The organism is Streptomyces subrutilus, from assembly GCF_008704535.1.
In the GTDB taxonomy this organism is placed as follows: Bacteria; Actinomycetota; Actinomycetes; order Streptomycetales; family Streptomycetaceae; genus Streptomyces; species Streptomyces subrutilus.
In genome coordinates this window covers 5,042,772-5,054,780 of sequence record NZ_CP023701.1, presented here as the reverse complement: position 1 = coordinate 5,054,780, position 12,009 = coordinate 5,042,772, and the positions used below count along the sequence as shown (strand labels likewise).

Below are 12,009 nucleotides of genomic sequence, written 5' to 3'. Positions count from 1 at the left end.
CGGCGCGGGCCGGCCGCGCGGGGTCAGGCGCGGGGTCAGGCCTCGCGGGACCCCTCGTACATCTCGTCGATCAGGTGCTTGAACTCCCGCTCGACCACCGGCCGCTTCAGCTTCAGGCTCGGGGTGAGGTCGCCGTGCTCGACGTCCAGGTCGCGCGGCAGCAGCCGGAACTTCTTGACCGTCTGCCAGCGCTGCAGCCCCTCGTTCAGGGTCTGTACGTAGGTCTCGATCAGCCGGACCGTCTCCGGCGCCGCCACGACCTCGGCGTACGTCCGGCCCGCGAGGCCGTTCTCGGCGGCCCAGCCGAGGATCGCCGGGCCGTCGAGTGCGATCAGCGCGGAGCAGAAGTTCCGGTCCGCGCCGTGGACCACGATGCTGGAGACGTAGGGGCAGATGCCCTTGAAACGGCCCTCGACCTCGGCCGGGGCCACGTACTTGCCGCCGGAGGTCTTGATCAGGTCCTTCTTGCGGTCGGTGATCCGCAGGTAGCCGTCGGGCGACAGCTCGCCGATGTCCCCGGTGTGCAGCCAGCCGTCCGCCTCCAGCACCTCGGCGGTCTTCTCGGGCAGCCCGTGGTAGCCCTGCATGATGCCGGGGCCGCGCAGCAGCACCTCGCCGTCGTCGGCGATGCGGACCTCGGTGCCGGGCAGCGGCTTGCCGACGGTTCCGGTGCGGTAGGCCTCGCCGGGGTTCACGAAGGAGGCGGCGCTGGACTCCGTCAGGCCGTAGCCCTCCAGGATGTGGATGCCGGCTCCGGCGAAGAAGTAGCCGATGTCGGGGGCGAGCGCGGCGGAGCCGGAGACGGCGGCGCGCAGCTTGCCGCCGAAGGCCTCGCGGAGCTTGGAGTAGACGAGCGCGTCGGCGACCTTGTGCTTGGTGGTGAGACCGAAGGGGGCGGTGGCGTTGCCGGTGCGCCGGAAGTTGTCCTGGGTGACCTTGGCGTACTCGCGGGCGACGCCCGCGGCCCACTGGAAGATCTTGTACTTGGCCGCGCCGCCGGCCCGGGCCTTGGCGGCGACGCCGTTGTAGACCTTCTCGAAGATGCGCGGGACGGCCGCCATGTAGGTCGGCTGGACGATCGGCAGGTTCTCGATGATCTTGTCGATGCGGCCGTCGACGGCGGTGACGTGCCCGACCTCGATCTGGCCGGAGGTGAGCACCTTGCCGAAGACGTGCGCCAGCGGCAGCCAGAGGTACTGGACGTCGTCCTTGGTGATCAGGCCCGTCGCCACCGTCGCCTTGGCCATGTACGACCAGTTGTCGTGCGGCAGTCGTACGCCCTTGGGCCGGCCGGTGGTGCCGGAGGTGTAGATGAGGGTGGCGAGCTGGTCGGCCGTGATGGCGGCGATCCGCTCCTTCACGGCCTCGGGGTTCTTGGCGAGGTGCTCCGCGCCGCGCTTCTCCAGCTCGGCGAGGGAGATCACCCACCCCTCGGGGTCCCCGTCCGCGGCGAGCGCGTCGGCGGCGTCCAGGACCACGACGTGCGCGAGCTCGGGCAGGTCGGCGCGGTGCGCGCGGGCCTTGGCCAGCTGCTTCGCGTCCTCGGCGATCAGCACCCGGCTCGCCGAGTCCGCCAGGATGTAGGCCGACTCCTCGGCGTTGGTGCTCGGGTAGACGGTGGTGGTCGCGGCGCCCGCGCACATCACCCCGAGGTCGGCGAGGATCCACTCGACCCGGGTGTTGGAGGCGAGGGCGACCCGGTCCTCGGCCCGCAGACCCAGTCCGATCAGTCCGGCGGCGATGGCGAAGACCCGCTCGGCCGCCTGGCCCCAGCTCAGCGACTTCCAGTCGTCGGGAGCGCCCGGGCCGCCGGCCGCGGGGACCGGGAACCGGTACGCCTCCGCGTGGGGCGTGGCGGCGACACGCTCAAGGAAGAGGGCCGCCACGGTGGGCGGACGGTTCTCGATCAGGGTCTGTGTGTCGCTCACGACATCCTCCGGACCGGTCCGCGCGGCAGTGCGCGGGCCTGGGGCGCTGGGGGGCGCTTGGGACGGGCGGGTTTTGAGACGTGCCGGTTAGTGACTGGCGAGTAACCATCGAGCAGTGATCAGACTAGAGCGCGTCAGGCCGGTGCGTAAGAGCCCGCGAGCGGCCGCTTCATAACGAAAGGGGCCCCCGCGCCTGAGCGTGGGGGCCCCGTTCCGTTCCGGTGCCTACTTCTTCTTGCCGCCGGACTCGTCGCTGGACAGGACGGCGATGAAGGCCTCCTGCGGGACCTCCACGGAGCCGACCATCTTCATCCGCTTCTTGCCCTCCTTCTGCTTCTCCAGCAGCTTCCGCTTGCGGGAGATGTCACCGCCGTAGCACTTGGCGAGGACGTCCTTGCGGATGGCGCGGATGGTCTCGCGGGCGATGACGCGGGAGCCGACGGCGGCCTGGATCGGCACCTCGAAGGCCTGCCGCGGGATGAGCTCGCGCAGCTTGGCGACCAGGCGCACGCCGTAGGCGTAGGCGGCGTCCTTGTGCGTGACGGCGGAGAAGGCGTCGACCTTGTCGCCGTGCAGCAGGATGTCGACCTTGACCAGGCTGCCGGACTGCTCGCCGGTGGGCTCGTAGTCGAGGGAGGCGTAGCCGCGGGTCTTGGACTTCAGCTGGTCGAAGAAGTCGAAGACGATCTCGGCGAGGGGGAGCGTGTAGCGGATCTCGACCCGGTCCTCGGAGAGGTAGTCCATGCCGAGGAGGGTGCCGCGGCGGGTCTGGCAGAGCTCCATGATCGCGCCGATGAACTCGGTGGGCGCGAGGACGGTGGCCTTGACGACCGGCTCGTACACGTCCGAGATCTTGCCCTCGGGGAACTCGCTCGGGTTGGTGACGGTGACTTCCTTGCCGTCCTCCAGGACCACCCGGTAGACCACGTTGGGCGCGGTGGCGATCAGGTCGAGGCCGAACTCGCGCTCCAGGCGCTCGCGGACCACGTCCAGGTGGAGCAGGCCGAGGAAGCCGACGCGGAAGCCGAACCCCAGCGCCGCCGAGGTCTCGGGCTCGTAGACCAGCGCGGCGTCGTTGAGCTGGAGCTTGTCCAGGGCCTCGCGCAGGTCCGGGTAGTCGGAGCCGTCGAGCGGGTACAGGCCCGAGAAGACCATCGGCCGCGGGTCCTTGTAGCCGCCGAGGGCCTCGGTGGCGCCGTTGTGCAGGCTGGTGATGGTGTCACCGACCTTGGACTGCCTGACGTCCTTCACACCGGTGATGATGTAGCCCACCTCGCCGACGCCGATGCCGTCGGACGGGGTCATCTCCGGCGAGGAGACGCCGATCTCCAGCAGCTCGTGGGTGGCGCCGGTCGACATCATCCGGATGCGCTCGCGCTTGTTCAGCTGGCCGTCGACGACACGGACGTAGGTGACCACGCCGCGGTACGAGTCGTAGACCGAGTCGAAGATCATGGCGCGGGCCGGGGCGTCCTTGACGCCGACCGGGGCCGGGACCGTGGCGACGACCTTGTCCAGGAGCGCCTCGACGCCCACGCCGGTCTTGGCCGAGACGCGCAGCACGTCCTCGGGCTGGCAGCCGATGAGGTTCGCGAGCTCCTCGGCGAACTTCTCCGGCTGGGCGGCCGGCAGGTCGATCTTGTTCAGGACGGGGACGATCGCGAGGTCGTTCTCCATCGCCAGGTACAGGTTGGCGAGGGTCTGGGCCTCGATGCCCTGCGCGGCGTCCACCAGGAGGACGGTGCCCTCGCAGGCGGCGAGGGAGCGCGAGACCTCGTAGGTGAAGTCGACGTGCCCGGGGGTGTCGATCATGTTGAGGATGTGGGTGTTGCCCTGACCCTCGCCCGTGGTGGGCGCCCAGGGGAGACGGACCGCCTGGGACTTGATCGTGATGCCGCGCTCACGCTCGATGTCCATGCGGTCGAGGTACTGGGCGCGCATCTGCCGCTGGTCGACCACACCGGTGATCTGGAGCATCCGGTCGGCAAGGGTCGACTTGCCGTGGTCGATGTGCGCGATGATGCAGAAGTTGCGGATCAGCGCCGAGTCGGTACGGCTCGGCTCGGGCACGTGGCTGGGGATCGCGGGCACGCAGTGTCCTGATTCTCGGGTCGCAGTCGGAAGCGTTTGCGGAGCGTCGGTCTGAGCGAAAGTCCGGCTCCCGTCGCTCTCGGCGGCGCGATGCGGATCTGTACGCGGACTCCCATGGTCCCATGGACGGGGCAGTGCGCTCGGTTTGGGCCGCCCGGAGCGTGCCTGGTAGCCTGGGCAGCTGTGCCTCGTATGCCCTCTCAGCTGTCGAGGCACCATCCGAAGAACAAAACTCTGAACCTGAAAAGGCTCTTTCGTGGCGAACATCAAGTCCCAGATCAAGCGGAACAAGACGAACGAGAAGGCGCGCCTGCGCAACAAGGCCGTCAAGTCCTCGCTCAAGACCGCGATCCGCAAGGCCCGCGAGGCCGTCGTCGCCGGTGACGCCGAGAAGGCCACCGTGGCTTCCCGCGCCGCCGCGCGTGCGCTCGACAAGGCTGTCTCGAAGGGTGTCATCCACAAGAACGCCGCCGCCAACAAGAAGTCGGCGCTGGCCACCAAGGTTGCCTCCCTGCAGGGCTGAACTCCCTGATGTGATCGCCGGGCAGGGATCCAGCGGGCCCTCTCTCCCGCTCCCGACCGGCACTCCGCGCCGCACACGAAGCGTTCGCCACGCGGGTGCGGCGCACACGAGCAGTACGACGAAGGCTCCGGCCTCCGCCCTTCCCCAGGGCGGTACCGGGGCCTTCGTGCTGCCACGGGCCGTGCGGCGGGGACGGGGGCCGGAGCCGGAGCCGGGCCTGACGGGGGCGCGCTGATCGCGACGAGCGCCCGACCGGGCGCTCGGGCGGCTCAGCGGCGCTGGGGGCGTGCGGCGCGGGCCACCGCCACGACCGCCTTCTCCAGCGCGTACTCGGGGTCGTCGCCACCGCCCTTGACCCCGGCGTCGGCCGCGGCCACCGCCCGCAGGGCGTCGGCGACGCCGTCGGCCGACCAGCCGCGCATCTGCTGGCGCACCCGGTCGATCTTCCACGGCGGCATGCCCAGGTCGCGGGCGAGGTCGCCCGGCCGGGCGCCGCGCGGGGCGGAGGCCAGCTTGCCGATCGCCCGTACCGCCTGGGCCAGGGCGCTGGTGATCAGCACCGGTGCCACCCCCGTGGACAGCGACCAGCGCAGCGCTTCGAGCGCGTCCGCGGCCCGGCCCTCGACGGCCCGGTCGGCGACGGTGAAGCTGGAGGCCTCGGCCCGGCCCGTGTAGTAGCGGCCGACGACCGCCTCGTCGATGGTGCCCTCGACGTCCGCGCACAGCTGCGCCGCGGCGCTCGCGAGCTCCCGCAGGTCGCTGCCGATCGCGTCCACCAGGTTCTGGCAGGCCTCGGGCGTCGCCGACCGGCCCAGTGCACGGAATTCGCCCCGTACGAAGGACAGCCGGTCCGCCGCCTTGGTCATCTTCGGGCAGGCGATCTCGCGGGCGCCCGCCTTGCGCGCCGCGTCGAGCAGGCCCTTGCCCTTGACCCCGCCGGCGTGCAGCAGGACGACGCTGATCTCCTCGAAGGGCGCGGCGAGGTACGCCTTGACCTCCTTGGCCGCGTCCGCCGACAGGTCCTGCGCGTTGCGCACGATCAGGACCTTGCGCTCGGAGAAGAGCGAGGGACTGGTCAACTCGGCCAGGGTGCCGGGCTGGAGCTGGTCGGAGGTGAGGTCGCGGACGTCGGTGTCGGTGTCGGCGGCCCGCGCGGCCACCACCACCTCCCGCACGGCGCGGTCGAGCAGCAGGTCCTCCTGCCCCACCGCGAGGGTGAGCGGGGCGAGCGGATCGTCGGTGGGGTTCTTCCTGGTGGCCATCGGCTCCAGCATCCCACGCCGCACCGACAGGCCCCCGCCCCGCGTGCCTCAGAATGGTCGCGTGAACGTGCGACATGTACTCGTCCTGCCCGACCGCGACGCCGCCGAGGAGGTGGCGCGGGAGGCCGTCGACCGCTTCGGCCTCCCCGAGGAGCCGCAGCTCGTGCGCGACGCCCTGGCCGGCGAGGACGACGCCGAGGACGCCCAGTGGCTGGTGGTCGTCGAGGACCCGCGCGCGCGGCTCGAAGCCGCCGTGCTGGACGCCCTCGCGGCCGAGTACGAGGGCTGGCTCGAAGCCCCGTAGCCCGTCCGACCGAGCCCGCTCCGCCCGCTCCATGCAGGCGCCGGCGCGGAGCGGGCGCGGGAACGAGCGGGGCCGGGGCGCCGGCCGGGAAGGGGACGGCCGGCTCAGGCCTTGTGGACGATCTGGACGTCCAGGGTCACGTCCACGCTCGGGCCGATCGCCGCGACCCCGTGCGCCAGCACCGACTGCCAGTTCAGGGCGAAGTCCTCGCGGTGCAGCTCGGCCTCGGCCCGGCAGGCGGCCCGCGGCTCCCCGTCCAGGCCGGTGCCCAGGCCCAGGTAGTGGGTGTCCAGGGTGACCGAGCGGCCGGCCCCGTGCAGGGTGAGCGCTCCGGCGACGGCCCAGCGGCTGCCGCTGCGGTGGATGAACCGCTCGCTGTAGAACTCCACCGTGGGGTACCGGGCGGCATCGAGGAAGTCGGCGGACCGCAGGTGGTCGTCCCGCAGCCGCAGTCCCGTGTCGATGCTCGCCGCGTCGATGATCACGTGCATGGAGGAGTCCTCCATGCGCTCGGCGATCCGCACCCCTCCGGCGAAGGTGTTGAACCGGCCGCGGATCCGGGCGAAGCCGATGTGGCGGACCGAGAAACCGATCGACGAGTGCGCCGGGTCGATCTCCCAGTGGCCGGGCTGGGGCAGCAGCGGCGGTTCCACCGCGTCGAGGACGATCTCCGCCGTGCCCGGCTGCGCCGGGTCCCCGACCAGCGTCGCCCCGTGGAACGGCGCGTACCCCTCGGCCGTCACCGAGAGCCGGTACTGCCCCTCCGGCACGGCCGCCGTGAACCCGCCGTACGGGTCGGTCTCTCCGCTGACGATGCGCCGGCCGATCGGGTCGGTCACCTCGAACGTGGCCTGCCGGACCGGCTGGTGGACCGTGTCGAGGACCCGGCAGCTGAGCAGACGTGCCGTCGGCGGCAGCGTCAGTGTCGCGGATGTGTGCGGGCTGGAACCTCCGGCCGACTCCATCCCCCGTCGGCGACCGAACATGGCTGACGCACCCCCGTGCTGTGTGGACTCGTACCGCTCTGGCGAAGACGCATTCGATCATGCTGTCCGGTTGTGGGCAAACAGAAGGGTCGTGCCCGTTATGCCCGGGCCGGTTCCTTCGCCGGCCGGCCGTGAAGGCCCGCAGGCGCGGCCCCGCCCCGGTGACGGCGATCGAGCCGTCGGTGTCGGTGCGCAGTACGGTCGTTCCCATCGCCCGCAGCTGCGTGAGCGTACCCGGTGCGGGGTGCCCGTAGCGGTTTCCGGCCCCGACCGGAACGATCGCGAGGCGTGGCCGGACGCGGGCGAGCAGCCCCGGATCCTGGTGCGCCGAGCCGTGGTGGGCCACCTTCAGCACGTCCACGGGCCCCAGCTCCGGATGCTCCCTCAAGAGGGCCTGCTGTGCCGGGGGTTCGAGGTCACCGAGGAACAGCAGGGTGAGGCCCGCACCCCGTACGAGCAGGGCGACACTCGCGTCGTTGGGGCCGAGGGGGGCCTGCCCGACGGGCGGCCACAGCACCCGCCACTCCAGCGGCCCGGCCCGCCTGCGCTCCCCCGCGACCACGGGCCGGACGGGCACGCCGGCGGCCGCGGCGGCCCGGTGCACGGACCGGGCCTGCTCGGCCGGCTCCTCGAAGGAGGTGGCCTGGATCACACCCACGGACCGGCCGCGGAGCACCCCCGTCAGGCCGCCCACGTGGTCGGCGTGGAAGTGCGTCAGCAGCAGCAGCGGCACCCGGCGCACGCCCAGGGCGCGCAGGCACTCGTCCACCGGGCGCGGGTCCGGCCCGGTGTCGACCACCACGGCCTCACCGGGGCCGAGGGCGAGCACGGCGGCGTCCCCCTGCCCCACGGCGCACTGGACGTGGGTCCAGCCGGGCGGGGGCCAGCCGGTGAGCACACGGGTCAACGGGGGCGGCCGCAGGACGGCCAGCAGCACCACCACGGCCAGCGCGGGGCAGACCCAGCGCGTACGGCGGCCCCGGGAGCCGAGGACCACGACGCCCAGGGTGGCGGCGGCCAGCAGCAGGCCCCCGACGAACCCGCCCGGCCAGGCCAACTCGGCGCCCGGCAGCCGCGCCCCGCTCCGCGCCACCGCGGCGATCCACCCGGCCGGCACCCCCGCACACCCGGCCAGCACCTCCGCGGCCGGCATCGACAGCGGGGCCGCCGCGAGCGCCGCGAAGCCGAGCACGGTCGCCGGACCCGCCGCGAGCTCGGCCAGCAGGTTGCACGGCACCGCGACGAGGCTGACCCGGGCGGCGAGCACGGCGACCACGGGGGCGCACACCGCCTGGGCGGCCGCGGCGGCGGCCAGCGCCTCGGCGGGCCGGGGCGGCACCCCGCGCCCGCGCAGCGCCTCGCCCCACCGGGGTGCCAGGGTCAGCAGGGCCCCGGTGGCCAGGACCGAGAGGAGGAAGCCGTAGCTGCGGGCGAGCCAGGGGTCGTAGAGCACCAGCAGCAGCACGGCGGCGGCCAGCGCCGGCAGCAGCGAGCGGCGGCGCCCGGTCGCGAGGGCGAGGAGGGTGACCGCTCCGCAGGCGGCGGCGCGCAGCACGCTCGGCTCCGGCCGGCACACCACGACGAAGGCCAGCGTCAGCGCGGCCCCGCACAGTGCGGTCGACCGCAGCGAGAGCCCGAGGAGGGGCGCGAGCCCGCGCCGCTCGGCCCGCTGCGCCCGGGACGGCGGCCCGATGAGCAGGAACAGCACCACGGTCAGGTTGGAACCGGAGACGGCCAGCAGGTGCAGCAGGTCGGTGGCCTCGAACGCCTCGCCCAGATCGGGCGGCACCCTGGAGGTGTCCCCGACGACCAGCCCCGGCAGCAGCGCACGGGCATCGGGCGCGAGCCCCTCGGTGGCCTCGCGCAGCCCCGCCCGCAACCGCCCCGCGAGCCGCTGGACCGCGTCCGGGCCGCCCGTCACCGTCGGCGGGGTGTCGCCGGCCGGACGGAGCAGCGCCGCGGCCCGCTCCCCCGCCCGGGCGGGGGCCAGCCGGGCGACCACCCGGACCCGCGTCGAAGGCAGCAGCCGGAGCCACTCGGGATGCCCGGCCAGGACCCGTACCGGGGTCTGCACCCGGGTCTGCGCCCCGTCGGGCCCGGTCACCCGGATCACCGTCGCGTCCAGGAGCACCAGCGGCGGGCCGTTCCCCCCGCGGGAGGGCTGCGGATCGGAGCCGACCGTGAACTCGGCCAGGACACGGGCGCGTTCCCCGGCCAGGGCCACCACCGGTCCGGCCCGCGCCTCCGCCCGGTGCAGTCCCGCCACCCCGGCTCCGGCGGCCGCACCCAGCAGGGCGGCGCCCGCGGCCGCACCGAGCATCCTCCACCGCGCCCCTCGGAGCCGGCGGGCGGCCAGCATCAGCAGTCCGGCAGCGAGGACCCCCAGCCCGGCTCCGCCCAGGCTCCACGCGCCCGGGACGCCCAGGGCGAGGGCAGCCGCTCCCCAGGCGGCCCCGGCGGGAACCGCCAACCGCAGGTCCACCACCCCCGACGCCTCCCGCGCCCGGCTCTCGGAATGATCCCCGGCGCGACCGCCGGCCCGGCTCTGCGCCCGGCCCTCCTCGCGGCGCTCGGCGCGGTTCACGGCCGGACCAGCGTGCGCAGGTCGGCGAAGCGCCGCTCGCCGATGCCGTTGACCTGCCGGAGCTCCTCCACGGACCGGAAGCCGCCCCGGGCGGTGCGGAAGTCCACGATGTGCCGTGCCAGCACCGGGCCGACCCCCGGCAGCCCGTCCAACTGCTCCACCGTGGCCGAGCCGAGACTGAGCGGACCGGGAGCGGGGCTCGGGCCGGGGCCGCCCTCCGGCGGCGCGGGTCCCCCCACCCGTACCTGCTCACCGTCCACCAGCACCCGCGCGAGGTTGAGCCCCGAGGTGTCCGTGCCCGGCCGCACACCCCCGGCCGCGGCGAGGGCGTCCTCGACCCGCGCGCCCGCCGGAAGCCGCCGCACACCCGGATCCCGTACCTTGCCGCTGACGTCGACGACGACCCCCACGGCGCCCGCGCCGGTGGGCGGGGCCGGCCCCCCGACACCGGCCGGTACCGGAGCCGCAACGGCCACCGGGGCGGTGGCCGTGGCCGGCCCGGGCTCGACCACCGCCGGGGCCGTGACCGACTGCGGCCGGGCGGACCAGTACTGCTGCGCGGCGAAGCCGACCCCCAGGACCAGCACCACCGCCACCGCGCCCACCGTGCGCGGCTCCAGACCGCAGCGCGCCTGGAGCCAGAGCGGCAGCCGCTCCCGCACCGCCAGCCTCCGCACCTCCCGCGCGGACAGCCCCGCCCCCGCTTCCTCCCCGTCCCCGTCCGGAGCCCGAGCCACCGCCCCCTCCGGCCCCGAAGCAGAGGCAGAGGCCGGGGCCGCCCCGGGACCACCCACGGCGGCAGGCCCCGAGAACGCCCCGCCCGCAGATCCGGGAGGGGCCGTCGGCCGGGCGGCCACAGGCGGCGGCCCGGGCGGCGGTGCAGCGGGCGGGCCGCCCGCGCCCAGCAGGACTTCGATCCGCCGCCGCACTACCAGTGGATCGGGGCGTTCGGCGCGGTGGCCGCCGGCCCGGTACCGGGTGCGGCCGTCGGAGGGTCGGGGGCGGCCCGGGCCACTCGTGGCACCGGACGGAGACGGGGTACGCGGTCGCGTTCGGAGAGTCATGGAACGACCGTAGGGGCCGCTCCCGATCCCCGTTCGGAGCCCTCAATTCCGGTGGAAAACCGTCTCGTTGTGGATACCCGCGTCACTCGTTCCGGTGACCCTGGTCCCTCTCCCCCGCACGGACCCACCCAGCCCCAGCCCCAGCCGCAACGGCACCCGCACCCGCATCCCCACCACCTCAGCGCGGCGAGACCACCGCCGCCAGCAGCCCCGGCCCGGTGTGCGCGCCGATCACCGCACCGACCTCGCTGACGTGCAGCTCGACCAGGCCCGGAATCCGCTCGCGCAACCGCTCCGCGAGCTTCTCGGCCCGCTCCGGGGCCGCCAGGTGGTGCACGGCCACATCGACGGCGGCCGAGCCCGCGCGATCGACGGCCAGCTCCTCCAGCCGTGCGATGGCCTTGGAGGCGGTGCGCACCTTCTCCAGCATCTCGATGCGCCCGCCGTCCAGCGTGAGCAGGGGCTTCACGGCCAAGGCCGATCCCAGCAGGGCCTGCGCCGCCCCGATCCGGCCGCCGCGGCGGAGGTACTCCAGGGTGTCCACGTAGAAGTAGGCGGACATGTCCGCCGCCCGCTTCTCCGCGGCGGCGACGGCCTCGTCCACCGTGCCGCCCGCCTCGGACACCTCGGCGGCGGCGAGCGCGCAGAAGCCGAGGGCCATCGCCACCATGCCGGTGTCCACGACGCGCACGGGCACCGGCGCGGTACGGGCGGCGACGACGGCGGAGTCGTAGGTGCCGGAGAACTCGGCGGACAGGTGCAGGCTCACGATGCCGCTCGCACCGGCGTCCGCGGCCGCCCGATAGGCCCGTGCGAACTCCTGCGGACCGGGGCGCGAGGTGGTGACAGAGCGGCGCTTCTGCAGCGCGAGGGCGAGGCTTCGGGCGGAGATCTCGGTGCCCTCCTCCAGCGCCTCGTCGCCGAGCACCACGGTCAGCGGGACGGAGATGATTCCGTGCCGCGCCATGGCCGGTTGGGGCAGGTAGGCCGTGGAATCGGTGACGATGGCGACATGGCGGGACATGAGCCGGAGGTTACCGCCAGCGGACCCGGGACGGCAGCCTGGCCCCCGTTTCTCCACCGCCCGACACCTCCGCCGCCCCTACCCCGACCCGGCGATCCCCGAGCAGCAGACATCAACCGGCAGCCCGCAACCAGCAACCAGCAACCAGCAACCAGCAACGATCCCCGGAGCCTCAGGCCATGCCCCTCAGGCCATGCCTCGACCCCGCCCCGCGCCCGCTTCAGGCCAGGCCGGGCCGGGCCG

At 73.9% G+C, this 12,009-nt stretch carries 8 protein-coding genes and 1 pseudogene; 2 read left to right on the top strand and 7 right to left on the bottom strand.

What is annotated here, in order from left to right:
- Positions 1-35: 35 nt before the first annotated feature.
- On the bottom strand, positions 36-1,928 hold the full coding sequence (locus CP968_RS22275; protein WP_150519682.1) for an AMP-dependent synthetase/ligase: 1,893 nt from the start codon (positions 1,926-1,928) through the stop codon (positions 36-38).
- Between the two features lie 225 nt (positions 1,929-2,153).
- Complete coding sequence (gene lepA, locus CP968_RS22270; RefSeq protein WP_150519681.1) at positions 2,154-4,019, bottom strand: translation elongation factor 4; 1,866 nt, start codon at positions 4,017-4,019, stop codon at positions 2,154-2,156.
- Between the two features lie 256 nt (positions 4,020-4,275).
- Here lepA and rpsT point away from each other — a divergent pair, with 256 nt between their 5' ends.
- On the top strand, positions 4,276-4,542 hold the full coding sequence (gene rpsT / locus CP968_RS22265) for a 30S ribosomal protein S20 (RefSeq protein WP_150519680.1): 267 nt from the start codon (positions 4,276-4,278) through the stop codon (positions 4,540-4,542).
- Positions 4,543-4,811: 269 nt separating this feature from the next.
- On the opposite strand, the gene holA is transcribed toward rpsT, so the two are convergent.
- Positions 4,812-5,804, bottom strand: coding sequence for a DNA polymerase III subunit delta (gene holA / locus CP968_RS22260; protein WP_189828943.1), 993 nt, complete (start codon positions 5,802-5,804; stop codon positions 4,812-4,814).
- Between the two features lie 61 nt (positions 5,805-5,865).
- On the opposite strand from holA, the gene CP968_RS22255 reads away from it, so the two are divergent.
- Positions 5,866-6,108: a hypothetical protein gene (locus tag CP968_RS22255; RefSeq protein WP_150519678.1), complete on the top strand. Its 243-nt coding sequence runs from the start codon at positions 5,866-5,868 to the stop codon at positions 6,106-6,108.
- A 104-nt stretch (positions 6,109-6,212) separates the two neighbouring features.
- On the opposite strand, the gene CP968_RS22250 is transcribed toward CP968_RS22255, so the two are convergent.
- From CP968_RS22250 to CP968_RS22235, 4 genes and pseudogenes are all read right to left on the bottom strand, one after another.
- A complete protein-coding gene (locus CP968_RS22250) occupies positions 6,213-7,094 on the bottom strand; it encodes a YceI family protein (protein WP_150519677.1) in 882 nt (293 codons plus the stop codon).
- Positions 7,095-7,230: 136 nt separating this feature from the next.
- A pseudogene (locus tag CP968_RS22245) lies at positions 7,231-9,678 on the bottom strand (ComEC/Rec2 family competence protein); the annotation flags it as partial.
- A complete protein-coding gene (locus CP968_RS22240) occupies positions 9,675-10,415 on the bottom strand; it encodes a ComEA family DNA-binding protein (protein ID WP_306419900.1) in 741 nt (246 codons plus the stop codon). The gene CP968_RS22240 and the pseudogene CP968_RS22245, both read right to left, overlap by 4 nt.
- Before the next feature lie 505 nt (positions 10,416-10,920).
- The gene (locus CP968_RS22235) at positions 10,921-11,766 is read right to left on the bottom strand and encodes a DegV family protein (RefSeq protein ID WP_150519675.1); all 846 of its coding nucleotides are present in this window, start codon (positions 11,764-11,766) and stop codon (positions 10,921-10,923) included.
- Between the last annotated feature and the right edge of the window lie 243 nt (positions 11,767-12,009).

Bases quoted from the DNA above. Each gene is read 5' to 3' on its own strand.
- holA (WP_189828943.1), bottom strand. From the start codon at position 5,804: ATGGCCACCAGGAAGAACCCCACCGACGATCCGCTCGCCCCGCTCACC.
- CP968_RS22250 (WP_150519677.1), bottom strand. From the start codon at position 7,094: ATGTTCGGTCGCCGACGGGGGATGGAGTCGGCCGGAGGTTCCAGCCCG.
- CP968_RS22235 (WP_150519675.1), bottom strand. From the start codon at position 11,766: ATGTCCCGCCATGTCGCCATCGTCACCGATTCCACGGCCTACCTGCCC.